The organism is Streptomyces sp. NPDC002054 (genome assembly GCF_040296685.1).
GTDB lineage: Bacteria > Actinomycetota > Actinomycetes > Streptomycetales > Streptomycetaceae > Streptomyces.
In genome coordinates this window covers 43,974-67,359 of sequence record NZ_JBEOXT010000042.1, presented here as the reverse complement: position 1 = coordinate 67,359, position 23,386 = coordinate 43,974, and the positions used below count along the sequence as shown (strand labels likewise).

Below are 23,386 nucleotides of genomic sequence, written 5' to 3'. Positions count from 1 at the left end.
CCACCCCGCTTGCCGCGGACCTGAAGCTCGGGGCTCCTCCCCGAGACCCGCCAGGCGCCGGGGCCCCGTCACGGGGCCCCGGCGCCGCCTTGCGTCCGGGCGGGGCCGGGGCTGCGGCTGGTCCGGCTGCGCCCGGGCCCGCGGGGCTCCGCCCCGCACCCCGCGCCTCAAACGCCGGCGGGGCTGGTTGTGCCGAGCTGCGCCGCGCCGTGCGACTTCGGCTCCGCCGGGCGTCGGGGGCCGCCGGGGGCCGGTGACTCCGGGTGGGGGCATCCGGGACTGCATGATTTACGGCGCGTTGCGCGGAATCAGGCCACCGGGCGGCGGTGAGCGCGCCACAAATCACGCTTTACGTCCCGGACACCCCCACCCTCCGCCCCCGTCCCCCTCCCGCCGCCGTCCGGCTTCCCCGATCTTGCTGGTGACCGGCTTCGACGGCCGCCGCCGCGAGGGCATGCGACCGCCATCGGCGCGTAGGGCAGGCGGGGTTACTCGTCGGAAACAATTCTGCAATCTCTTGCGCAAGGTCTTGCAACACGCGGGGGTGCCCCCTACGGTCGCCACAATCCCCACCCTCTCCGCCAGGAGGCCTCTATGCGCCCCACCTGCCCCCCACGCCGCACCGCCAGAGCGCTGGCCGCGGCTGCCACCCTCGCCGCCGCGGCCCTCACCGCCGGCGCCACGGCAACGACCCCTGCCATGGCCGTCCCGCCGGGGGAGAAGGACGTCACCGCCGTCCTCTTCGAGTGGCGGTTCGCCGACGTCGCCACCGCCTGCACCAGCACCCTCGGTCCCGCCGGTTACGGCTACGTGCAGGTCTCCCCTCCCCAGGAGCACGTCCAGGGCTCGCAGTGGTGGACCTCGTACCAGCCCGTGAGTTACAAGATCGCCGGTCGGCTCGGCGACCGTGCCGCCTTCAAGGGCATGGTCGACGCCTGCCACGCCGCCGGCGTGAAGGTGGTCGCGGACTCCGTCATCAACCACATGGCCGGCCAGGACGGCTCCGGCGTCGGCAGCGGCGGTTCCGCCTACAGCAAGTACAACTACCCCGGCACCTACTCCGGCACCGACATGGACGACTGCCGCGCCACCATCTCCAACTACCAGGACAAGGCGAACGTCCAGAACTGCGAGCTCGTCCAGCTCGCCGACCTCGACACGGGCGAGGACTACGTGCGCGGGCGGATCGCCGCGTATCTCAACGACCTGCTGTCCCTCGGCGTCGACGGGCTCCGGATCGACGCCGCCAAGCACATGCCGGCCGCCGACCTGGCCAACATCAAGTCCCGGCTGACCAACCCCAACGCCTACTGGAAGCAGGAGGCGATATTCGGCGCCGGCGAGGCCGTCAGCCCGAGCGAGTACCTCGGCAACGGCGACGTCCAGGAGTTCCGTTACGCCCGCGACCTCAAGCGGGTCTTCCAGAACGAGAACCTGGCCTACCTGAAGAACTTCGGGGAGGGCTGGGGGTACATGCCCTCCGCCCAGAGCGGCGTCTTCGTCGACAACCACGACACCGAGCGCGGCGGCGACACCCTCAACTACAAGGCAGGGTCTGCCTATACCCTCGCCTCCGTCTTCATGTTGGCCTGGCCGTACGGCTCCCCGGACGTCCACTCCGGCTACGAGTTCACCAACCACGACGCCGGCTCGCCGAACAACGGCACCGTGAACGCCTGTTACACCGACGGCTGGAAGTGCCAGCACGCCTGGCGCGAGATCTCCTCCATGGTCGGCTTCCGGAACGTGGCTCGCGGTCAGGGCGTCACGAACTGGTGGGACAACGGAGCCGACGCCATCGCCTTTGGGCGCGGCAGCAAGGCGTACGTGGCCATCAACCACGAGGGCGGTCCGCTCGCCCGCACCTTCCAGACCTCCCTCCCGGCCGGCGACTACTGCGACGTGCAGAGCGGCAGCCGCACTGTCACCGTCAACTCCTCCGGACAGTTCACCGCCACCGTGCCCGCTGGTACTGCGCTCGCCCTGCACACCGGCGCCCGCAGCTGTTCCGGCGGTTCCACCCCCGCCGCCGGCGCCTCCTTCGGCGTGAACGCCACCACAGCCCCCGGCCAGAACATCCACGTCGCCGGCAGCCACACCGCCCTCGGCAGCTGGAACACCGCTGCCGCCCCCAAGCTCGACCCGGCCGCCTACCCGGTCTGGAAGCTCGACGTCGCTCTGCCCGCCGGCACCACGTTCGAGTACAAGTACGTCCGCAAGGACGGGTCCGGCAACGTCACCTGGGAGAGCGGGGCGAATCGTTCCGCCACCGTCCCGGCCAACGGCAAGGTCACCCTGACGGACACCTGGCGCAACTGACCGCCGCCCCCCGCCCCCGCCTCTCCGACCAAGGAGCCCCTGCCTTGATACGCCGTCCCGCCGCAGGCGTGGCCGCGGCCACGCTCGCCGTGACCCTGCTACCCGCACTGCCCGCGGCAGCCGCCGCCCGCCCGCCCGCGCCACCCTCGGACGCAAAGCTCGCCGCCCAGCCCGCCCGGCACGACCTCACCCGGGAGCAGTTCTACTTCGTCCTCCCGGACCGGTTCGCCAACGGCGACCCCCGCAACGACCGGGGCGGCCTCACCGGCACCCGGCTGGAGACCGGCCTCGACCCGGCCGACAAGGGCTTCTACCAGGGCGGTGACCTCAAGGGGCTGAGCGATCGGCTCGACTACATCAAGGGGCTCGGCACCACCGCCATCTGGCTGGCGCCGATCTTCAAGAACCAGCCGGTGCAGGGCAGCGGGGAGAACGCCTCCGCCGGCTACCACGGCTACTGGATCACCGACTTCACCCAGGTCGACCCGCATTTCGGCACCAATGCCGATCTGGAGCGGCTCATCGACAAGGCCCACGCCAAGGGCATGAAGGTCTTCTTCGACGTCATCACCAACCACACCGCGGATGTGGTTGATTATCGAGAGAAGTCGTACTCCTATCTCTCCAAGGGCGCCTTCCCCTACCTGACGAAGGACGGGGTCCCCTTCAACGACTCCGACTATGCGGACGGGAAGCAGAAGTTCCCGAAGACCGACCCCGCATCGGCCTTCCCGCGCACCCCGGTGGTCCCCGAGGCCAAGAAGAACCTCAAGGTCCCCGCCTGGCTCAACGACCCCGCCATGTACCACAACCGGGGCGATTCCACCTTCGCCGGGGAGTCGAGCGAGCAGGGCGACTTCGTCGGTCTCGACGACCTGTGGACCGAACGCCCCGAGGTCGTCTCCGGGATGGAGAAGATCTACGAGAAGTGGGTCCGCGAGTTCGATATCGACGGCTTCCGCATCGACACCGTCAAGCACGTCAACACCGAGTTCTGGACCCAGTGGGCCACCGCCCTCGACGCCTACGCCGCGAAGCGCGGCCGTCCCGACTTCTTCATGTTCGGTGAGGTCTACTCCGCCGACACCGCCGTGACCTCCCCCTACGTCACCCGCGGTCGCCTCGACGCCACCCTCGACTTCCCGCTCCAGGACGCGATCCGCGCGTACGCCTCCCAGGGCGGCCAGGCCTCCCGGCTGGCCGGCGTCCTCGGCGACGACCACCGCTACACGACGGACAAGGCCAACGCCTACGAGCAGGTTACGTTTCTGGGCAACCACGACATGGGGCGCTTCGGGACCTTCCTGAAGCAGGACCGGCCCAGTGCCGGGGAGCAGGAGCTCCTGGCGCGCTACCGGCTTGCCAACGAGCTGATGTTCCTCACTCGTGGCAACCCGGTCGTCTACTACGGCGACGAGCAGGGCTTCACCGGAGCCGGCGGGGACAAGGACGCCCGCCAGTCGCTGTTCGCCTCGAAGACCGCCGACTACCTCGACGACGACCAGCTCGGGACGGCGCGCACGCACGCGAGCGATGCCTATGATCCGGAGCACCCCCTCTACCGGCAGATCGCCGGGCTGTCCCGGCTGGCCAAGGCGCACCCGGCGCTGCGCGACGGCGTCCAGACCGAGCGCCTGGCAGAAGGCTCCGTCTACGCCTTCACCCGTACCGATGCCGGCAGCCGTACCGAGTACGCCGTCGCCGTGAACAACTCCGCCGAGCCGGTGACCGTCGACGTCCCCGTCGACAGCGCCACCCGGACCGCGTTCCGGACCGTATACGGCGGCCCGGACGCCGGTGCCCGGGTCACCGCCACCGGCAAGGTCCGCGTCACCGTGCCCGCGCTCGGTTCGACCGTGCTCCGCGCGGACCGGCCCCTGCCCGCCCCGGCCGCCGCACCCGCCGTCACCCTGAAGGCCCCGGCCCCCGGCGCCACCGGCACCGTCGAGCTCACGGCCGAGGTCACCGGCGGCGGCCCCCTGAACCGGGTCGTGTTCGCCGCCCAGACCGGCAACGACGCATGGCGCGTCCTCGGCTCCGCCGACCACGCCCCCTACAAGGTCACCGACCATGTCACCGCCCCCGCCGGCACCCCGCTGCGCTACAAGGCGGTCGTCATCGACGGCCGGGGCCGCACCGCGAGCGCCCTCGCCGCCTCCGTTGCCGGCGCCCCGCCCGTGGTGACCCCGCCCACCGCCACCCAGCGCGACTACGCGGTCGTCCACTACAACCGCCCCGACGGCGACTACACCAACTGGCGGCTGTACGCCTGGGGTGACATCGCCGAGGGGGAACAGAAGCCCTGGCCCGAAGGGCACGCCTTCACCGGCCGCGACGCCTATGGCGCCTTCGCGTACGTCCGCCTCAAGCCCGGCGCGAGCTCCGTCGGCTACCTGGTCATCGACAAGGACGGCAACAAGGACGTCGCCGCCGACCGCACCATCGACCTGACCCGCACCGGGGAGATCTGGCTGGACCAGGGCAAGGAGGCCCCCCGGCCGGAACGCCCCGCCTACCCGCCGCAGGACACGGCAAAGGCCGTCCTGCACCTCCAGCGCCCCGACGGCGCCTACGACGGCTGGGGCCTGCACACCTGGACCGGGGCGGCGAACCCCACCGACTGGTCCAAGCCGCTGCTCCCCGCCCGCTTCGACTCCTACGGCGCCGTCTACGAGGTGCCGCTGGCCGCCGGCGCCACCTCCCTCAGCTACATCCTCCACAAGGGCGACGAGAAGGACCTGCCCGCCGACCAGTCCCTGGACCTGAAGGCCACCGGCCACGAGGCCTGGCTGCTGGCCGGCCGGGAGAAGCACCTGCTGCCGCAGCCCGCCGGGTCCGCCGCCGCCCTGGACCTCACCAAGGCCCACGCCGTCTGGATCGACCGCGACACGGTCGTCTGGAATGCCCCGGAGGCCGCGGCCTCCGTCCAGCTTCTGGCCTCTCCTGACGGTTCGGTCACCGCCCAGGACGGCACCCTGACCGGCCGGGCCGCCTGGCTGCGCCTGAACCGGTCCGCGCTCACCCCCGCCCAGCGGCAGGAGTTCCCGCACCTGGCCTCGTACGCCGCCTTCACCGTGGACGCCCGCGACCGCGACCGGGTCCGCGAGGCCCTGCGCGGACAGCTCGTCGCGAGCGCCCGCGCGGCCAATGGCGCCGTCCTCGCCGCCACCGGCGTCCAGCTCGCCGGTGTCCTCGACGACCTGTACGCCAACCAGGCCGCGCTCGGCCCGGTCTTCACCGGCGCGGGTGTCCGGCTCTCGGTCTGGGCGCCCACCGCCCAGCGGGTCGCCCTCGAACTCGACGGGAAGACCCTGCCGATGCGCCGCGACGACGCCACCGGCGTCTGGTCGGCCCAGGGCCCCCGCTCCTGGGCCGGGAAGAAGTACCGGTACGCCGTCACCGTCTGGGCGCCCAGCACCCGGCAGCTGGTGACGAACCTGGTCACCGACCCCTACTCCACCGGCCTCACCACCGACTCCACCCACAGCCTGGCCGTGAATCTGGCCGACCCGGCCCTCCGGCCGGCCGGCTGGAAGGACCTCCGCAAGCCCGGCGCGGTCCCGCTCACCCGCGCCCAGATCCAGGAACTCCACATCCGCGATTTCTCCGTCGCGGACCGCACCTCGCAGCACCCCGGCCAGTACCTGGCCTTCACCGACGCCGACTCGGCGGGCATGCGCCACCTGCGCTCCCTGGCCACCGCCGGCACCTCCTACGTCCACCTGCTCCCGGCCTTCGACATCGGCACCATCCCGGAGAACCCGGCCGACCGCACCGAACCCGCCTGTGACCTGGCCTCTTACGCGCCGGACTCCGAGGAGCAGCAGGCCTGCACGGCAGCCGCCGCGGCCAAGGACGGCTACAACTGGGGCTACGACCCGCTGCACTACACCGTCCCGGAGGGTTCGTACGCCTCCGACCCCAACGGCACCGCCCGTACCGTGGAGTTCCGCCGCATGGTCCAGGCCCTCAACGGGGCCGGCCTGCGCACCGTGATGGACGTGGTCTACAACCACACCGTCGCCGCCGGCCAGTCGGACAAGTCCGTCCTGGACCGGATCGTGCCCGGCTACTACCAGCGCCTGCTCGCCGACGGCGCGGTGGCCACCTCCACCTGCTGTGCCAACACCGCACCCGAGAACGCCATGATGGGCCGCCTGGTCGTCGATTCGATCGTCACCTGGGCCAAGGAGTACAAGGTCGACGGGTTCCGCTTCGACCTGATGGGCCACCACCCGAAGGCCAACATCCTGGCCGTCCGGCAGGCCCTCGACGCCCTCACCCCCGAGAAGGACGGGGTCGACGGCAAGGCGATCATCCTCTACGGGGAGGGCTGGAACTTCGGCGAGATCGCCGACGACGCCCGCTTCGTACAGGCCACCCAGAAGAACATGGCGGGCACCGGCATCGCCACCTTCTCCGACCGCGCCCGCGACGCGGCCCGCGGCGGCGGCCCCTTCGACGAGGACCCGGGCGTCCAGGGCTTCGCCTCCGGCCTCTTCACCGCCCCCAACGGCTCACCCGCGAACGGCACCCCGGAGCAGCAGCGCTCCCGCCTGCTGCACGCCCAGGACCTGATCAAGGTCGGCCTCTCCGGCAACCTCGCCTCGTACCGCTTCACCGACACCACCGGCCGTACGGTCAAGGGCGCGGACGTCGACTACAACGGCTCCCCGGCCGGCTACGCGGCCGACCCCGGCGACGCCCTCGCCTATGTGGACGCCCACGACAACGAATCCCTGGCGGACGCCCTCACGTTCAAGCTGCCGACGGCCACCTCGCCCGCGGACCGGGCCCGGATGCAGACCCTGGCCCTCGCGGTCTCCACCCTCTCCCAGGGTCCGGCGCTCTCCCAGGCCGGTACCGACCTGCTGCGCTCCAAGTCCCTGGACCGCAACTCCTACGACAGCGGCGACTGGTTCAACGCCATCCACTGGGACTGCCGGGACGGCAACGGCTTCGGCCGCGGTCTCCCGCCGGCCGCCGACAACCGCCCGAAGTGGCCGTACGCCAAGCCGCTGCTGACCGGACCGGCCCCCGGCTGCACGGAGATCAACGGCACCGCCGCCGGCTACCGGGACCTGCTCCGGATCCGTACCACGGAACCCGCCTTCTCCCTGGGCACGGCAGCCGAGGTGCAGCAGCGGCTGGCCTTCCCGCTCTCCGGGACGGAGGAAACCCCCGGTGTGATCACCATGACCCTGGGCGACCTGGTCGTCGTCTTCAACGCCACCCCGGCCGCGCAGCGGCAGCAGCTTCCCGCAGCCGCCGGCACCGGCTACCGGCTGCACCCGGTCCAGGCCGCCGGCTCCGACCCGGTCGTCCGGCAGTCCGGGTACGAGGCGGCCACCGGCACCTTCACCATCCCGGCCCGCACCGTCTCGGTGTTCACCCGGGCTCAGGCGTCCGGCCAGGGGGTGTCCGGCTAAACGAGCGTGAGCTGATCCAGCCGCTTCTCCAGCAGGATCACCCCGTACACCCGTCCGTCCGTCCCCTCCTTGTGGGGGAACTCCCCGACCACCCGGTAGCCCGCACCCTGGTAGTACGCGAGCAGCCGGGGGTTGGTGGACAGGCAGTCCAGCCGCGCCCGCTCCCGCCCGGTCCTGGCGATCCGCCGCTCGGCATGTTCGAGCATGCGGCGTCCGGTCCCGGCGGGGGCGGTTTCGCGTTCCACCATCAGCCGGTGCACATAGCCGGCCACCGGGGGCTGCACGCCCCAGGCCTCCTCGTCGCACCACCACAACTCGTAGGCCCCGGCGACCCGTCCGTCGGCGTCGGCCGCGATCCACACTTCCCCGTCGCGCATCCGGGCGGTGAAGTGCGCCGCGTCCTTCTCGCCCGGCTTCCACTGGTCGATGCCGCTCGCCCGCATCCACCGGGCGGCGGCGTCGTACAGCGCCACCAGCGTTCCGGCGTCCTTCTCCGCGGCGTGCCGGAACACGATCCCCTCATCAATGATCACGCGGGCATTATCGCCGGGGTCCCGGCACCGCGCCTCCCGGAACCAGGCCTCCCAGCCGCCCCACCAGCTCGCCGAACGGCCCGTCGGCCGGCTCGTCCGCCAGCATCCGCAGCAGGATCCCGGCCATCTCCGCGTCGTAGGCGGCACTCACCGCCGCCAGCGCCGCGAAGTCGTGGACCAGCTGGAGTTCCAGCTCCGCCCGCGGGATCCGCTTCCCCTCCAGCCAGATCAGCGCCGTCGACTCGGCGAGCGACACCCAGGACCGCACCACCAACTCCAGCCGGGCGGGCGGCTCCTCGACCCCCAGATGCGCGAGGATCTGCTCGTACGCCGCCCGGCGCACCTCGTCGATCATGGCGTTGGCCCGGCTGCTGCCGGCCGCCGGCCCGCCCCGCATCAGCGCGGAGAACCCCGGCCCGTGATCGTCGACGAAGGCGAAGAACCGGCCCATCACCCGCAACAGCCGTGCCCCGAGCGGCCCTTCCTGCGGTTCCACGAACCGCGCGGCCAATTCGTCGGCGGCGCGCCGCAGTGCGGCCTCGTACAGACTGAGCTTGCCCGGGAAGTAGTGGTACACGAGCGGCCTCGATATCCCGGCCGCCGCGGCGATCTCGTCGATCGACACATCGTCGGGAGAGCGGTGGCTGAACAGCTCGAGGGCCACCCCGATCAGCTGCTGCCGCCGCTCCTCGACACCCATCCTGCGTCGCACCCCGGTTGTCATGCCCGCCACCCTAATCCCTCACCAGGGCAGCGGAACCAGTCCCACCGGTAGTCGGGCGACGAGGTCTACAGGTCCAGGACCAGGCGGTCGCCCGCGGCGCGGGAGACGCAGAGGAGCATCGCGTCCTCGCGTTCGGTCTCCGTCAGGAGCTCGTCGCGGTGGTCGACCTCGCCCGCCAGCACCCGGTGCCGGCAGGTTCCGCAGAAGCCCTGCTCGCAGGAGTACGGGGTGTTGGGCAGCGCGCGGCGCACGGCCGCCAGGGTGGTTTCCGTGGCGCCCACCTCGACCGTCCGGCCGGTGCGGCGGAGTTCCGCCGTGAAGGGCTGCATCCGGGTCGTCGACGTGGCCGGAGTGAAACGTTCCACCACAACCCGTACGCCCTCCGGCACCGCCGAACGGACCGCCTCCACCAGCGGCTCGGGGCCGCAGCAGTAGACCGGGGTGGCCGGGTCCGTCGCGGCGAGCGGGGCCAGGTCGGGAAGCCCCGACTCGTCCTCCGGGAGGACCGTCACCCGGGAGCCGTACGCCGACAGGGCCTCCAGGAACGGCATGCTCGCCCGCGAACGCCCGCCGTACAGCAGGGTCCAGTCCGCGCCGGCGGCCGTGGCCGCGCGCAGCATCGGCAGGATCGGGGTGATGCCGATGCCGCCCGCCACGAACACGTACCGCCCGGCGGGCTCCAGGGCGAAGCGGTTGCGGGGCGGCCGGACGGCGAGCCCGGCGCCCTCGGACAGCTGCGCGTGGGCCTCCCGGGAGCCGCCCCGGCCGTCCTCGATCAGGCGGATCCCGATGGTGTACGCGCCCGCGTCCGCCGGGTCCCCGCACAGGCTGTACTGGCGGATCAGACCCGAGGGCAGCCGGATGTCCACATGCGCGCCCGGGACCCACTCCGGGAACTCCGGGGACTCGATCCGCAGGAGCAGCACGCCCTCGGCCGGCTCCGTACGGGAGACGATCCGGGCCGGGATCCAGCGGCGCGGGGAATAGCCCGAGACCGGGGTGGCGAGGGCGGGCAGCGGCCACAGCGGGGAGCGGCCGATACGGGCGCGGAGGGCGCGCCTGGCCAGGTAGGCCGCGCCCGCCACCGCGGCGGCCTGCACCGTCCGGTTCATCGGGCGGCACCGCCGTTCGCGCCGGGGGAGCTCGCCAGGTAGGCGACCGCCTGGGCCGTGGACCCTTCCTGGGAGGGGTGGTAGGTGCGCGCCAGGTAGGTGGGGATGGAGCGCAGCATGTCGGGGGTGGAGGGGAGGGTGCCCTGCCGGCCCGCCCGTACGAACTGCCCCAGCGAGGCACGGCCGTTGGTCAGCGTGGGGTCGTTCTCCATGAAGAACCGGGCGCCGCGCTGCCACAGGAAGACCAGAGCGGCGAAGGCGGAGGCCCAGGTGCGGGCGCGGCGGCGGTAGCTGCCGTCCACGTGCATGAACAGGTCGAAGGCGACGGACCGGTGCTCCACCTCCTCCGCGCCGTGCCACCGCAGGAGGTCCAGCATCATGGGGTCGGCGCCCCGGCGGTCCAGTTCCTCCGCGTTGAGTATCCAGTTGCCGAGGAACGCCGTGTAGTGCTCGATCGCCGCGATCATCGCGACCCGCTCCAGCAGCCACCAGCGCTGCGCCCGGCCCGGCGGGAGGGTGCGGTCGCCCAGCATTTTCTCGAACATCCAGTCCACCTGCGCCGTGTACGGGGTCGGGTCCAGGCCCAGGCGCTTCAGGTGCGGCAGTACCTCGTCGTGGGCCGCCGCGTGCATGGCCTCCTGCCCGATGAAGCCGACCACGTCCGCCCGCAGCCGCTCGTCCTTGATCAGCGGCAGCACCTGCTTGTAGACGTGCACGAACCACCGCTCGCCCGCCGGGAGGAGGAGGTGGAGCACATTGATGGTGTGGGTGGCGAACGGGTCGTTCGGCAGCCAGTGGAGGGGCGAGTCCTCCCAGTTGAAGGAGACGTTCCGGGCCCGGAGTTCCATGTGTTCCGACGCTACGGGGGCGGGGGCGAGCGGCGTATTAGACATGGCGTCAATGTACTGATGGGTAGCTGCACTGCAACAGCCCTGTGCACCGAATCTTGGTGCACAGGGCTGTTGGCAGCGAACCGCGTGGCCGGGTCAGCGCAGCACGCCCGCCTTCGTGCCGTCCGCCAGTCGGCCGGTCAGCTCCACCATGGCGCCCGCCGGAGCCTTCACCGCCAGCTGGCTGCCCTGCGCCCGGCCCTTCACACCGCCCGAGACCTCCAGCGCGGTGAACCGGTCGCTGCCGGCCGCCAGGACGTACCACTGCCCCGCCCGCGACTTCCACAGCACCCCCGCCAGCACCCGCGGCTGCCGCTCCCCGCATGCCGGCGAGCCCTCCGCCTGGGCCGCCGCCGTGGCCGCCGCCGCGCCCGGGGCCAGGAACTGCGCCTGCACCCGGTCCGCCGTGCCCCGCCAGGTCTCCGCCCGGGTGCACAGCCACCCCGCCGTACCGTTGCCCTCCGGCAGCGGCTGCTTCGCGTACGCCCAGGCGTTGACCGACCGGACGCCGTGCGAGCGGGCGGAGGGGAGGAGGCAGGCCAGCTTGGCCCAATCCGCCGCCACCGCCTGCGCTGGGGCGGCGGCCGGGGTGGTCCCCGGCGCGCCCGAGGTGAGCCGGGCCGGGGTGAGTTCGCCGAGGTCGGTGACCAGGGCGGTGGAGTCGCCGGCGGTCAGCGCCAGCGCGGTCCAGGAGGTGCAGGCGTCGGACGGGGCGGGGGAGGGGACCGGCGGGGTGACGCCCTCCGGGGTCAGCTCCAGTCCGGTGGGGGGACCGCCCGGCTTCAGGAGGTCCCGGGCGGTGGCCGAGGTCACCCACGGCGCGGTCAGGTAGCGGACGTTGCCGTCGACCCGGCTGAGCACCAGCGCGCCGGAGGTCTCCGCGGAGGCGCCGTCGGTCCGGGCGAAGTCCAGTGCCGCGCCGGCCGTGCCGGTGCGCGGCTCGGCGTACCGGACCACGCGCAGGCCGTCGTACAGCAGCACCACCACGGCCTGGTCGACCTCGCCCGCGTACAGCAGCTGCGCCGGCCCCATCGGCGGGCCGGATGGCGTCCCGGGGGTGGCCGAGACGACCACGCTCGCGCCTGGCCGGGCCCAGACGGCGAGGGCGCGGCGGAGCAGGGCGGTGTCCCCGGTCCGGGAGCCGCGGGCGGGCCAGGCGGAGAAGTCCGTACGGGAGGACGCACGCCAGGCCATGGCCGCGACCCGGGTCAACAGGGCGGGATCGAGGGCCTGTTCGGCCGCGGCGTTTCGGGCGTACGGCGGGGCCGCGGCCCCGTCCGCCCCCCAGCCGCCGCCCGGCAGGGCCAGCAGCGCACCGCAGACCAGCAGCGCGGCACCGGCGGCGAGCCCGGCGCGTCCGTACCGGCGGCGGCGCAGCAGGTCGGTGGGCCGGGCCTGGAGCACGCACGGGTCGAACTCGGGGGAGGTGAGCAGCGCCTCGGCCGCCCCGCCGCTGGTGCGGCCGGAAGGCCCTTCCGTTCCCGTCGTACGGGACTCCGCAACGGCCCCCGCCGGGTCCTCGGCCCCCGCCTCGGCCAGCACCCGCAGCACCTCCGGCTCGGGCAGCCCCTCCAGCACGCGCAGCACACAGGCGGCCCGGGCCGGCCCGCTCAGGGTGGCCAGCCACTGGTCCAGTGCCAGCTCCTCGGCCCCGCCCGAGCGCGGGAACAGCCGCAGCCCCCACACCTGGGGCAGCAGCGGCGGCAGCTGGGCGCGCCGGGGCCGCCTGCGGAAGGTCAGCGGCAGCCCGGCCTCCAGCGCGGCCCGCAGCACCCGCAGCCGCAGGTACGCGTACCCGGGGTCGGCCACCGCCCCGCGCCCCGCCGCACCCCGCTGCGCCGGAACCCGGGTCGGCCCGGAGGCCGCCCGGCCGCGGGGCAGCGCCCGCTGGGTCAGGGCGTGCGCGCCCAGCACCCGGCGGTTCCGCCCGAGGGCGGGCGGCAGTACCAGATAGGCCATCCGCACCAGCCGCGGGTAGTGCTCGACGAGCGCGGCCTCGGCCCGGCCGAGATCGACGGCGACCAGGGTGTCGGCCTCGGCGGAGGCGGGGCGGGTGGCGGTATCCGGAGGAGTCACGTTCAGCAGAACGAGCGAATCCGCGGATGGTCACCACCCGGCCGGGTCCGGCCGGATCCGTGGAATCCACTCGACGGAAACGTGCCTGCTGCTTACGATCACAGGCGGCGGCATCGCGTGCCGGTCACCGACCGGGTGAGGCATGGAGGTGACCGCGAGATGCCTTCTGGAGGCACTCACCCATGGCAGTCGAGCTCAACCACACCATCGTCCACTCCCGTGACAACCGGGAGTCCGCCGCCTTCCTGGCGCACATCCTCGGCCTCGAGGTCGGCACCGAGTGGGGTCCGTTCGTCCCGGTCGACACGGCCAACGGCGTACAGCTGGACTTCGCGTCCGTCCCCGCCGATTCGATCGTCCCGCAGCACTACGCGTTCCTGATCTCCGACGACGAGTTCGACGCGGCCTTCGAGCGGCTCCGGGCGGGCGGGATCACGTACTACGCCGATCCGGCGATGAAGCTGGCGAACGAGATCAACCAGCACCACGGCGGGCGGGGCCTGTACTTCCTCGACCCGTCCGGACACGGGATGGAGATCATCACCCACCCGTACACCTTCACCGAGGCGGCCGGCTAGCCGGTCCCGGCGGCGGGGCCGGCCCGGCCCCGCCGCGTCCGGCCGCTATGCGATGAGCCGGGCGCGGAGTGCGTCCACCGTCTCGTCCGGGACGCCGAGGCCTTCGCGGACGTACTTCTCCATCGAGCCGTAGCGCGTGCTCACCTCGTCCAGCGCGGCCCGCAGGTACTCCGGGACCACGCCGATCAGCGCCAGCGCGATGTCCGGGTTGCCGCCGGCCGCCGTGAATCCCTCGATCATCGGGGCGAACGCCTGCCGGACCGCCGGGTTGACCGACAGGTACTCGGCCATCAGGGTCTCCTCGTCCGCGCCGAGCAGGGCCAGGATCACTGTCGCCCCCCAGCCCGTCCGGTCCTTGCCCGCCGTGCAGTGGAACAGCAGCGGCCCGGACTCCGGGTCGGCGAGCTCGGTGAGCAGGGTGCGGTAGGCGGCCTGGCCGGAGGCCGAGCCGACGAAGGACCGGTAGATGTCGCCGAACAGCGCCACCGCCTTGCCCCCGCCCAGGTGCTCCTCCGCCAGGATCGGGTCCGCCAGGATGTCCTTGAGCTGCGCGGCAACCGGCACCCGGCCGGAGCTGACCTTGTCGGCGAGCACGTCCTGCACCAGCAGCCGGGCGCCGTCCGGCACCCGGTCCGGGTGGTCGCCGCGCTCGGCGTCGGTGCGGAAGTCGATGACCGTCCGGAGCCCCAGCGCGGCCACCGCCGGGTCCGCGTCCAGGTCCAGCCGGTCCAGCTGGCCCGAGCGGAACACCAGGCCGGTACGGACGGTACGGCCGCCGGAGAGCGGGGTGCCGCCGAGGTCGCGGAGGTTGGCGACGGTGGTGGACGGAGACGGAGTGGCGGTCATCGTGGCGGCTCCAGCGGGTACGGGCGACGGTAAGTCGAAATCTGGCCAGTTATGTGATTTTCCGATGCTTTGCTGTGGAAAGGTAATCGAGGCCGACCGACAGTCCGATGCCGAGCCCCAGCGCCGCCAGATGGCCGAGGTCGGTGAAGGTCCGGCCGCGCCGGAGCAGCGGGCACGCCGCAACCGCCAGCAGCCCCGCGCGGGCCGCATGCCGGACCGGGCCGCGGGGCAGCGCCGAGGTCAGCGCCCCGAGCACCGCGTTGAACCCGTAGCTGGTTCCGACGTCCAGGGCCCGCCGGGTCTCGGGCCGGGGCGACCCGGCGCGCAGCGCCCCGTACACGAGCAGGGTGGCCCCGGCGTGCCCGAGCGCGAACACCCCGGCGGTCCACCAGGCGCCGTACGCGTACTCGGCGTACCCGAGAACGGCGAGCAGCAGCAGGGCGTACGCCAGGGGCATCGGTTCCTCGACCACCAGGGAGCTGCTCAGCAGCGTCTCCCAGCGCCCGGCGGCCAGATTGTCGACATTCGTCGAGCAGGTCCGGAGGATCCGCTCCCGCTCCTCCGGATCCAGGCGCTCCAGGACGTAGGCGCCCAGCTGGACGCCGCCCGCGTACACCGGTGCGAGTAGCAGAGTGGTCATCCGATCATGATCCGATATGTGCGCCGGGGGCGTGCAGCCGGTATCCGGGTACCCCCCTTCCGTTGTCGGAAGGCCAGGTGGGAGCATGTTTCCAGCCATGCTCGAGAACCCCGCGCCGATGCGCACCCCGCGGGCCGCGATATTCGCGGCGGTGTGTGTGGCCTTGGCTGCGGTGGGGCATTCGTCCATGTCCGGTAGTGATATTCCGCTTGGCGGGCTTCTGGCCGCCTTCGGGGTGACCGGCGGGCTGGCCTGGCTGGCCGCCGGGCGGCGGCGCGGACCGCTGGGCATCGCCGGCTCGCTGCTGGCCGTACAGGGCGCGCTCCACCTGGTGTTCTCCGCGAGCCAGGCGCACCGGCACCCGGCGCCGCATGTGGCCGCGGGAAGTACGCCTCACCACATGCCCGGGGGCCACACCCCCGGCATGGACATGAGCGGCATGGCCGACATGAGCGGCATGGGGGCCGAGACCCCCGGCATGACGGACATGGCCGACGTGGCCGGCATGGCCGGTCATGGCGGCTTCGCCATGACCGCCGCGCATGTGCTGGCCGGGCTGTTCTGCGCGGCGTGGCTGGCCTGGGGCGAGGCCGCCCTGTTCCGGCTGCTGCGCGCCCTGCGGGTACGGGCGGCAGCCGCCGCCGAACCGCTGCGGCGGCTCCCGGCCCTGGTCCGGGCGCACCTGCCGGCCCTTCCGGAGCCCCCGGCCGCCGCCCCCTCGGGTACGGACGAACGGCCGCGCCGGCTGCGCGGCGCCGTGCACGCCCATGCCGTGGTCCGGCGGGGACCGCCCGGGTGGCTGACCACCCGCGCCACGGCCCCCGGCCGTCCTGCCTGCGCCTGACCGGCGAACCGGCGTGACCTGGGGCCGATTTCCCCATGTCTTCGCCAACACCTAGGACCATCATGGCCATTGACGAAATCCAGGACACCCATGTCCCGGACCAGGACCAGGACCGAGAGCAGGACCCCGCGCCCGGAAGACGGAGCCGGGAGGCCGTGTGGCCGGCCGTACGGCCCCTGCTGCTGCGGCTCCACTTCTACGCGGGCGTCCTGATCGCCCCGCTGCTGTTCGTGGCCGCCACCACCGGCCTGCTCTACGCCCTCTCCTACCAGGCCGAGAAGATCGTCTACGCGGACGAGCTGACCGTCGCCACCGTCGGCGAGACCGTCCGGCCGCTGAGCGAACAGGTCAAGGCGGCCCAGGCGGCTGCGCCGGAGGGGGAGCTCGCCGCGGTGTGGCCGGCCCCCGACGCGGAGGCCACCACCCGGGTGCTGCTGGAGAGCCCCGAGGCCGGCGCCGACCGCATGCTGACCGTGTTCGTCGACCCGTACACCGCCGAGGTGCGCGGCACCCTGGCCACCGCCGGGGACGCGCTGCCGCTGCGCGCCTGGCTGAGCGAGTTCCACGCCAACCTCCAGCTGGGGGACTTCGGCCGGAACTACAGCGAACTCGCCGCCAGCTGGATGTGGGTGGTCGCGCTGGGCGGGCTCGCGCTGTGGATCGGCCGCCGGCGCACCCGGAAGGCGCAGCTGGTGCTGCCCGACCGGAAGGCACCGAAGGGCCGCCGCCGCACGCTGTCCTGGCACGGCACGGTCGGCCTGTGGGCCGTCGCCGGTCTGGTCGTCCTGTCCGCAACCGGGCTGACCTGGTCGAAGTACGCCGGTGAGAACATCGGGCAGCTCCAGGACCGGCTCGGCGGGGCCACCCCGTCGGTGTCCGCCTCCGTCGACGGCGGCGAGGCCGGCGCCGACGAGCACGCGGGGCACCAGATCGGTGCCGACGGCAAGATGGTGATGCCGCCGCGCGCGGACGTCGGCATCGACCGGGCCGTCGAGGCGGCCCGCGCGGCGGGTGTCACCGAGAGCCTGCAGATCACCCTGCCGGCCGGTGGCAAGGGCTATGTGATCAAGGAGCGGGACAAGCAGGTCCCGGTCCACTTCGATGCCGTCGCCGTGGATCCGGCGGACGGGCGGGTCATGGACGAGCTCCGGTTCGCGGACTACCCGCTGCTGGCCAAGCTCACCCGCTTCGGCATCGACCTCCACATGGGCACGACCTTCGGCCTGGTCAACCAGCTGGCGCTGGCGGGGCTCGCGGTCGCCGTGATGTTCCTGGTGTTCTGGGGCTACCGGATGTGGTGGCTGCGCCGCCCGACCAAGGACCGGACCCTGTCCGTCGGGCGGGCGCAGCCGCGCGGCGCATGGCGGCGGCTGCCGGTGACCGTACTGCTGCCGCTGGCTGCGGTGGTGGCGCTGGTCGGCTGGTTCATCCCGATGCTGGGGCTGAGCCTGCTGGCGTTCCTGGTGATCGACGGGGTGCTGGGCGTGGTGTCCCGGCGCCGCGGCCGGGTCGCTGCGTAACGACGGCAGCAACGGCACAACAGGACAGGGCCCGTACTCCGCGAGAGACTTCGCGGGGTACGGGCCCTGCCGTCTGTCAGGTGGCTCGGGGGGCGTATTTGTAGCCCACCCGGCGGACCGTCTGGATCGCGCCGCGGTGCTGGGCCCCCAGCTTGCGGCGCAGGCGCGCGACATGGACGTCGACCGTGCGGCCGTCGCCGACGTGGCCGTAGCCCCAGACGGTGGTCACCAGCTGGTCCCGGCTGTGCACCCGGTGCGGGTGTGCCACCAGGTGCGCCAGCAGCTCGAACTCCAGGTAGGTGAGGTCCAGAATCTGCCCGTCGACCTCGGCGGTGCGCCGGGCCGGGTCGATCCGGACGAGCGCATCGCCCTCGCCGCCGGCCACGGCCGGCTGGGACGGCCGCGGCTGCCGCACCGGGGCGGCGGCCGGCTGCGGTGCCAGGGCGATCGGCGGCTGCTGGTCGGCCGGTACGAGCACCAGGTAGCCGATCATCGGCGGCTGGCCGGGAAGCGCCGGCAGCGCGTGCTGGGGCGCGGGGAGCCAGGTCGCGCCGGGCGGCAGGAGGTCCACCACCCGGGCGACCTCGTCCCGGTCGACGGCCCGCAGCCGATGCCGTGGGCCGGCCGGGAACGGATACGGGGCCGGGCCGGCGGAAGCGGGGGAGACGGAGGCGGTGGCGGTCGCAGCGGAGGACAGGGTACGGGTGTTCGCCATGAGTGGTCAGCTCTTTCACGCGGAGTCGGCAGGAGACGGTGACGGGAGTACGTCGTGGTCGTGCCGCGCAGACCGAAGGCCTTCGGGAAGGTCGGGTTTCGAGGATCCGGAAGGCGTTAGAGGGCCGGCGCGTTCGTCGCGCGGCAACACACCCGGTCGAAGTCGTGATCCTGACGGGACGGCCAGAACGGCTCGAGGTCGCTGCGACCGGTCGAGGAGTGCGAATGGCTGGCCATGGGCTCATTGAAGCAGATGCCGGACCGCCGGGGCAGACCCCGTCTCACCTGCTGGATCGGAATCTCATATTCCGCCAGCCGCGCCCGACAAACCCTCAAGTCCCGAGCCTCTTCCGCCAGTTCGTCCCGGCCGTCGTGACGACAACGCCCGCCGCGCCGGGAGCGGCGGGGCGGGCGTCGGGGGGCCGGGCCGAGGGGGCCGGGCCGGGAGGGGTCGGTCAGACCAGGTTGTCCTTTTCCAGGCCGGTGCAGCAGGTGTCCACGATCAGGCGGGTCACCACGTACGGGTCCACGTTCGCGTTCGGGCGGCGGTCCTCGATGTAGCCCTTGCCGTCCTCCTTCACCTGCCACGGGATGCGGACCGAGGCGCCGCGGTCGGAGACGCCGTAGCTGAACTCGTCCCACGGGGCGGTCTCGTGCAGACCCGTCAGGCGCTCGTCGATGCCCGCGCCGTAGTTCTTCACGTGGTCCAGCGGCTTGCTGCCCTCGCCCAGCGCCTCACAGGCCGAGATGATGGCGCGGTAGTCCTCGCGCATCGCCTTGGTGGAGAAGTTGGTGTGCGCGCCGGCGCCGTTCCAGTCGCCCTTGACCGGCTTCGGGTTCAGGGTGGCGGAGACGTTGAAGTCCTCGGCCGTGCGGTAGAGCAGCCAGCGCGCGATCCACAGCTGGTCGGAGACCTCCAGCGGGCCGACCGGGCCGACCTGGAACTCCCACTGGCCGGGCATGACCTCGGCGTTGATGCCGGAGATGCTCAGGCCCGCCGCCAGGCAGTGGTCCAGGTGCTTCTCGACGATCTCGCGGCCGAAGATCTCGTCCGAGCCGACACCGCAGTAGTAGCCGCCCTGCGCCGCCGGGAAGCCGCCGACCGGGAAGCCGAGCGGGCGGATGCCGTCGAAGAAGGTGTACTCCTGCTCGATGCCGAAGATCGGCTCCTGAGCGGCGAACTTCTCCGCGATCGGCCGCAGCAGCGCACGCGTGTTGGAGGAGTGCGGGGTCATGTCGATGTTCAGGACCTCGCACAGGACGAGGAGGTTGTCGCCGCCGCGGATCGGGTCCGGGCAGGAGAACACCGGCTGGAGCACCCGGTCGGAGGCGTGGCCCTCGGCCTGGTTGGTGCTCGATCCGTCGAAGCCCCAGATGGGGAGGGCGGCGCCGTCCTCCAGGATCTTCGTCTTGGAACGAAGCTTCGCGGTCGGCGCGGTGCCGTCGATCCAGATGTACTCAGCCTTGAAGGTCACGGGGCCCATCCTCAGACTCTGCGGGTGTTGCGGGTCGCTGCGGTGATGACCGCAGCGTGCCCGGTCCCGATTTCCCGTCCGTTGCCCGTGTGTGAACCCCGTGTTACCGGAGCTTCCGGTCCAGGTCGGGCGCCTTGAGCGGTTCGGTGCGGGTGCCGCCGTCCGGGTAGGGCAGACTGAGCAGGTGAGCATTTCGTACGATTTGAACTCCTCCACCGGACCGGACCGCCGCACGCCGCCGCCCCGGATCGGGCTGCTCGGCACCGGGCCCTGGGCCCACCGCACCCACGCACCCGCCCTCGCCGCCCACCCGGGCTCGGAGTTCGCCGGAGTCTGGGGCCGCCGCCCCGAGGCCGCCGCCGAGCTGGCGCAGAAGTACGGGGTGAAGGTGTACGAAGACCCCGACGCGCTGTTTGCGGACTGTGACGCCGTGGCCTTCGCCCTGCCGCCGGACGTGCAGGCGCCGCTCGCCGTCCGCGCCGCCGCGGCCGGCTGCCACCTGCTGCTCGACAAGCCGGTCGCCACCACCGTCGCGGACGCCCGCGCCGTAGCCGAGGCCGCCGCCCGGCACGGTGTCGCCTCCGTCGTCTTCCTGACCCTGAGGTTCGCCGAACCCGCGGCCGGCTGGGTCGAGGAACAGGCCGCCCGGAGCGGCTGGTTCACCGCCTCCGCGCACTGGCTCGGCTCCGTCTTCGCCGCCGACGGCAGCCCCGCCGGCACCGCCGAGGGCGCGCCCAGCGCCTACGCCGATTCGCCCTGGCGGCGCGCCAAGGGCGGCCTGTGGGACGTCGGCCCGCACGCGCTCTCCGTCCTCATTCCGGTCCTCGGCGAGGTCACGGCCGTCACCGCGGCCCGCGGCTCTGCCGACACCGTGCACCTGCTGCTCCGGCACGACTCGGGAGCCGTCAGCACCGCCGCCCTCACCCTGGCCGCGCCGCGCGCCGCCGCCGGCGTCGGCCTGGAACTGCGCGGTTCCGAGGGCGTGTTCACGCTGCCCGACTGGGGCGATGTCCCGGGTGCGTACGGGCGGGCCCTGGACGCCCTGCTCACCGCGGCCCGCACCGGGGTGCCCGACCCGCGCGGTGCCGCCTTCGGACTCCGGCTCACCGAGATCCTGGCGGAGGCGGAGGGCAGCCTGACGGCCGCCGCTACTTGATGACGGCGTTCGCCACGATGATCAACAGGCCGAGGGTGGCGTCCAGGGCCCCGATCGCCAGTGACGTGCGCACCCGGTACCCCACCCGCAGGGCCGTGAACGTCCCCCAGCCGAACAGCAGCGCCGTGTTCACCCCGAGCCCGACGGCGGTGGTGGCGGGCTCGTCCCAGCCGGTGACCCCCGCGATGACCAGCAGCAGCACGGTCGGCAGGGTGGCCGCCACCATCGGCCACTCGTGCCAGAGGGCCTGACCGAGTGCCCGCCAGCGGTGTCCGGCCGAGCCCTCCCGGTGGGTGGCCATATGGTGCGCGTAGCCGTGCGCCAGGCCGGCGGCAACCGCCGTGACCAGTACCCAGCTGGCGTCGTGGAACGGCGTGTGCTCGCCGCCCTTCTGGTCCAGCGCGGCCAGCAGGCCGCTCGCCAGGACCGTGCCGTACACCCCGCCGAACATCCAGTCCGCGCCACGGCGGGGCGGCGGCAGCGGCATCGGATCCGGCTGCACGGCCGGGCGCGGGGCCGGGCGCGCAGCCAGGTCCCGGTCCGGATCCCGGTCCCGGTCCGGGTCCGCGTCGGGGTGCGGGGTGGGCTGATCGGTCGTCACGGCTTCCTCTCCGGTCGGTCGGCCGCCACCGTCTGCCCTTGCGCGTACGGCTTTCCGGCGGTTTGACCGTTTCGACCTGTGCCAGCCTACGAGGTTGCCCGCCCGGTCGCCCCGGTCGCCAACCAGCTGTCCAGCAGGTGCAGTGCGTGTGCGGAGGGGCTGTCGGGTTCGGCGGTGTAGAGGTAGAGGGCCTGGTCCGGGTCGTCGGGCAGGGTGAGGGATTCGTAGTCGAGGGTCAGTTCTCCGACGAGGGGATGGCGGTACTGCTTGGTGCCGTGGGTGTACTCGAGGACGTCGTGGTCGGCCCACCATTGGCTGAAGTCTTCGTCGTGGACGGACAGCTCGCCGACCAGTTCGGCCAGGCGGGGGTCGTGGGGGTGGCGTCCCGCGTACAGGCGCAGGGCCGCGACCGTGCCGCACGCCGCGGTTTCCCAGTCGGTGAGCAGGTCGCGGGCGGTGGGGTCGAGGAAGATGAACCGGGCGAGGTTGCGGTCGCGGTGCGGCAGCGCGTCGAAGTCGGTGTACAGGGCCTTGGCGAGGGGGTTGGCGGCCAGCACGTCCAGGCGGTGACCCATGATCATCGCGGGAGTGCCGGTCAGGGAGTCGAGGAGCCTGAGCAGTCCGGGGCGTACCCGTTGGGGTGCCACGGTGCGGCGCCGGGCCGAGGCCGGTTTGGGGCGTGCGAGGTCGAAGAGGTGGGCGCGCTCGGCGGCGTCCAGGCGCAGCGCCCGGGCCACGGCCTCCAGCACCGACGCGGAGGCGTTCGGGTTGCGCCCGCGTTCCAGCCGTACGTAGTAGTCGACGCTGATGCCGGCCAGCCGGGCCACCTCCTCGCGGCGCAGCCCCGGTACCCGGCGGCGGCTGGTGACGGGGCCCAGACCGGTTTCGTCGGGGCTGGTCCGGGCCCGGCGCGAGCGCAGGAAGTCGCGCAGTTCGAGATTGGGCTCTCGCCCCGCTGACGTGCTCATCCATCCAGGCTAGGACGGTCCGCGGCGCGGCTGCGCGCCGGAAGGGGGGTCTGGCGTACCCCCCGTACACCCTGCCCCTGCTAGCGGTGGGCGGCGTGCCCCGGCGGGTGGTCTGCTGGATTGCGTACGTCGTTTCCGTTCGCACCTGTGCACCTGTTTGAAGAGGGATCGCCTTGTCCAAGCCCCTGATCGTCATCACCGGCGCCAGCTCCGGCATCGGGGCGGCCACTGCCCGCCTCCTGTCCGCCCAGGGACACCCGCTGCTCCTCCTGGCCCGGCGGCTGGAGAAGCTTCAGGAGCTCGCTCTGCCCGACACCCTGTGCCGCAAGGTCGACGTCACCGATCGGGACGCGCTCCAGGCCGCGGTGCGCGAGGCCGAGGAGCGGTTCGGGCCGGTGGACGCGGTGGTCAACAACGCCGGGGCCATGCTCCTGGGCCGGATCTCGGACCAGAGCGCCGAGGAATGGGACCGGATGATCGACTTGAACATCAAGGGCGTGCTCTACGGCATCCGTGCCGTCCTGCCTGGCATGCTCGCCCGTGGCACTGGCACGATCATCAATGTCAGCTCCATCGCCGGCCGCAAGACCTTCCCGAACCACACCGCCTATGTGGGCACCAAGTTCGCCGTCCACGCCATGTCGGAGAACCTGCGCGAGGAGGTCGCGTCCTCGGGCGTGCGCGTGGTGACCATCGCGCCCGGCGCTGTGGAGACCGAATTGCTGTCTCACACCAGCGACGAGCAGATCAAGCAGGACTACGAGGCGTGGAAGAGGTCGGCCGGCGGCGCGTTGGACCCGCAGGCCGTGGCCGAGGCCATCGCTTACGCCTACCAGCAGCCGCAGAACGTCACCATTCGCGAGATCGTCCTCGCCGCCACGGGCCAGGAAGGCTGACCAGACCAGCGGGTCGTTGGCCGCCTGGCACGGCGAGGCCCCGCTTCTTCGCCCCCTTCTCGGGG

Annotated in this window: 18 protein-coding genes; 7 read left to right on the top strand and 11 right to left on the bottom strand. The window is 72.7% G+C overall.

The genetic code is table 11. The features are described from left to right. The first annotated feature begins 594 nt into the window (after positions 1-594). Both ABT123_RS31365 and pulA read left to right on the top strand, forming a co-directional pair. Positions 595-2,319 carry a carbohydrate-binding module family 20 domain-containing protein gene (locus ABT123_RS31365; protein WP_502971109.1) on the top strand — a complete coding sequence of 575 codons (1,725 nt, stop codon included), beginning with the start codon at positions 595-597 and terminating at the stop codon, positions 2,317-2,319. A gap of 44 nt (positions 2,320-2,363) precedes the next feature. Then, positions 2,364-7,748, top strand: a complete 5,385-nt coding sequence (pulA, locus tag ABT123_RS31360; RefSeq protein ID WP_502971108.1) for a pullulanase-type alpha-1,6-glucosidase — start codon at positions 2,364-2,366, stop codon at positions 7,746-7,748. Here the strand turns inward: pulA and ABT123_RS31355 are convergent. From ABT123_RS31355 to ABT123_RS31335, 5 genes are all read right to left on the bottom strand, one after another. After that, positions 7,745-8,281 carry a GNAT family N-acetyltransferase gene (locus ABT123_RS31355; protein ID WP_351320839.1) on the bottom strand — a complete coding sequence of 179 codons (537 nt, stop codon included), beginning with the start codon at positions 8,279-8,281 and terminating at the stop codon, positions 7,745-7,747. The two genes, pulA and ABT123_RS31355, sit on opposite strands and share 4 nt — an antisense overlap. Positions 8,282-8,288: 7 nt before the next feature. Continuing rightward, complete coding sequence (locus tag ABT123_RS31350) at positions 8,289-9,005, bottom strand: TetR/AcrR family transcriptional regulator (protein ID WP_351320837.1); 717 nt, start codon at positions 9,003-9,005, stop codon at positions 8,289-8,291. A 65-nt stretch (positions 9,006-9,070) separates the two neighbouring features. Continuing rightward, positions 9,071-10,117: a PDR/VanB family oxidoreductase gene (locus ABT123_RS31345; protein WP_351320835.1), complete on the bottom strand. Its 1,047-nt coding sequence runs from the start codon at positions 10,115-10,117 to the stop codon at positions 9,071-9,073. After that, entirely contained in the window at positions 10,114-11,010 is an 897-nt protein-coding gene (locus ABT123_RS31340) for a metal-dependent hydrolase (RefSeq protein ID WP_351320833.1), read from the bottom strand. Before ABT123_RS31340 ends, ABT123_RS31345 begins: the two co-directional genes overlap by 4 nt. A 93-nt stretch (positions 11,011-11,103) precedes the next feature. Further along, positions 11,104-13,083: a hypothetical protein gene (locus ABT123_RS31335; protein WP_351320831.1), complete on the bottom strand. Its 1,980-nt coding sequence runs from the start codon at positions 13,081-13,083 to the stop codon at positions 11,104-11,106. A 182-nt stretch (positions 13,084-13,265) separates the two neighbouring features. On the opposite strand from ABT123_RS31335, the gene ABT123_RS31330 reads away from it, so the two are divergent. Then, a complete protein-coding gene (locus ABT123_RS31330; protein ID WP_351320829.1) occupies positions 13,266-13,661 on the top strand; it encodes a VOC family protein in 396 nt (131 codons plus the stop codon). 45 nt (positions 13,662-13,706) lie between these two features. Here the strand turns inward: ABT123_RS31330 and ABT123_RS31325 are convergent, their stop codons facing one another. Both ABT123_RS31325 and ABT123_RS31320 read right to left on the bottom strand, forming a co-directional pair. Continuing rightward, on the bottom strand, positions 13,707-14,507 hold the full coding sequence (locus ABT123_RS31325; RefSeq protein ID WP_351320827.1) for a tyrosine-protein phosphatase: 801 nt from the start codon (positions 14,505-14,507) through the stop codon (positions 13,707-13,709). Between the two features lie 49 nt (positions 14,508-14,556). Beyond that, positions 14,557-15,147, bottom strand: coding sequence for a rhomboid-like protein (locus ABT123_RS31320; protein WP_351320825.1), 591 nt, complete (start codon positions 15,145-15,147; stop codon positions 14,557-14,559). A 97-nt stretch (positions 15,148-15,244) separates the two neighbouring features. Here ABT123_RS31320 and ABT123_RS31315 point away from each other — a divergent pair, with 97 nt between their 5' ends. Both ABT123_RS31315 and ABT123_RS31310 read left to right on the top strand, forming a co-directional pair. Next, positions 15,245-15,991 carry a hypothetical protein gene (locus tag ABT123_RS31315; protein WP_351320823.1) on the top strand — a complete coding sequence of 249 codons (747 nt, stop codon included), beginning with the start codon at positions 15,245-15,247 and terminating at the stop codon, positions 15,989-15,991. 62 nt (positions 15,992-16,053) lie between these two features. Further along, a complete protein-coding gene (locus ABT123_RS31310; protein ID WP_351320821.1) occupies positions 16,054-17,511 on the top strand; it encodes a PepSY-associated TM helix domain-containing protein in 1,458 nt (485 codons plus the stop codon). 76 nt (positions 17,512-17,587) lie between these two features. Here ABT123_RS31310 and ABT123_RS31305 read toward each other — a convergent pair whose 3' ends face one another. Both ABT123_RS31305 and glnII read right to left on the bottom strand, forming a co-directional pair. Then, positions 17,588-18,226 carry a winged helix-turn-helix domain-containing protein gene (locus ABT123_RS31305; protein WP_351320819.1) on the bottom strand — a complete coding sequence of 213 codons (639 nt, stop codon included), beginning with the start codon at positions 18,224-18,226 and terminating at the stop codon, positions 17,588-17,590. 454 nt (positions 18,227-18,680) lie between these two features. Continuing rightward, a complete protein-coding gene (glnII, locus tag ABT123_RS31300) occupies positions 18,681-19,700 on the bottom strand; it encodes a glutamine synthetase (protein WP_351320817.1) in 1,020 nt (339 codons plus the stop codon). A gap of 184 nt (positions 19,701-19,884) precedes the next feature. On the opposite strand from glnII, the gene ABT123_RS31295 reads away from it, so the two are divergent. After that, complete coding sequence (locus ABT123_RS31295) at positions 19,885-20,856, top strand: Gfo/Idh/MocA family protein (protein ID WP_351320815.1); 972 nt, start codon at positions 19,885-19,887, stop codon at positions 20,854-20,856. Here the strand turns inward: ABT123_RS31295 and ABT123_RS31290 are convergent. Together ABT123_RS31290 and ABT123_RS31285 are read right to left on the bottom strand one after the other, a co-directional pair. After that, on the bottom strand, positions 20,849-21,457 hold the full coding sequence (locus ABT123_RS31290) for a hypothetical protein (RefSeq protein WP_351320813.1): 609 nt from the start codon (positions 21,455-21,457) through the stop codon (positions 20,849-20,851). The genes ABT123_RS31295 and ABT123_RS31290 overlap by 8 nt on opposite strands. A gap of 86 nt (positions 21,458-21,543) precedes the next feature. After that, positions 21,544-22,425, bottom strand: a complete 882-nt coding sequence (locus ABT123_RS31285) for a helix-turn-helix domain-containing protein (RefSeq protein WP_351320811.1) — start codon at positions 22,423-22,425, stop codon at positions 21,544-21,546. 173 nt (positions 22,426-22,598) lie between these two features. Here ABT123_RS31285 and ABT123_RS31280 point away from each other — a divergent pair, with 173 nt between their 5' ends. Beyond that, positions 22,599-23,321 carry an SDR family oxidoreductase gene (locus tag ABT123_RS31280; RefSeq protein WP_351320809.1) on the top strand — a complete coding sequence of 241 codons (723 nt, stop codon included), beginning with the start codon at positions 22,599-22,601 and terminating at the stop codon, positions 23,319-23,321. The last annotated feature ends 65 nt before the right edge of the window (positions 23,322-23,386 follow it).

Bases quoted from the DNA above. Each gene is read 5' to 3' on its own strand.
- ABT123_RS31325 (WP_351320827.1), bottom strand. From the start codon at position 14,507: ATGACCGCCACTCCGTCTCCGTCCACCACCGTCGCCAACCTCCGCGAC.
- ABT123_RS31305 (WP_351320819.1), bottom strand. From the start codon at position 18,226: ATGGCGAACACCCGTACCCTGTCCTCCGCTGCGACCGCCACCGCCTCC.
- ABT123_RS31345 (WP_351320835.1), bottom strand. From the start codon at position 10,117: ATGAACCGGACGGTGCAGGCCGCCGCGGTGGCGGGCGCGGCCTACCTG.
- ABT123_RS31350 (WP_351320837.1), bottom strand. From the start codon at position 9,005: ATGACAACCGGGGTGCGACGCAGGATGGGTGTCGAGGAGCGGCGGCAG.
- ABT123_RS31315 (WP_351320823.1), top strand. From the start codon at position 15,245: ATGCTCGAGAACCCCGCGCCGATGCGCACCCCGCGGGCCGCGATATTC.
- ABT123_RS31285 (WP_351320811.1), bottom strand. From the start codon at position 22,425: ATGAGCACGTCAGCGGGGCGAGAGCCCAATCTCGAACTGCGCGACTTC.
- ABT123_RS31320 (WP_351320825.1), bottom strand. From the start codon at position 15,147: ATGACCACTCTGCTACTCGCACCGGTGTACGCGGGCGGCGTCCAGCTG.
- ABT123_RS31365 (WP_502971109.1), top strand. From the start codon at position 595: ATGCGCCCCACCTGCCCCCCACGCCGCACCGCCAGAGCGCTGGCCGCG.
- ABT123_RS31340 (WP_351320833.1), bottom strand. From the start codon at position 11,010: ATGTCTAATACGCCGCTCGCCCCCGCCCCCGTAGCGTCGGAACACATG.
- ABT123_RS31310 (WP_351320821.1), top strand. From the start codon at position 16,054: ATGGCCATTGACGAAATCCAGGACACCCATGTCCCGGACCAGGACCAG.
- ABT123_RS31330 (WP_351320829.1), top strand. From the start codon at position 13,266: ATGGCAGTCGAGCTCAACCACACCATCGTCCACTCCCGTGACAACCGG.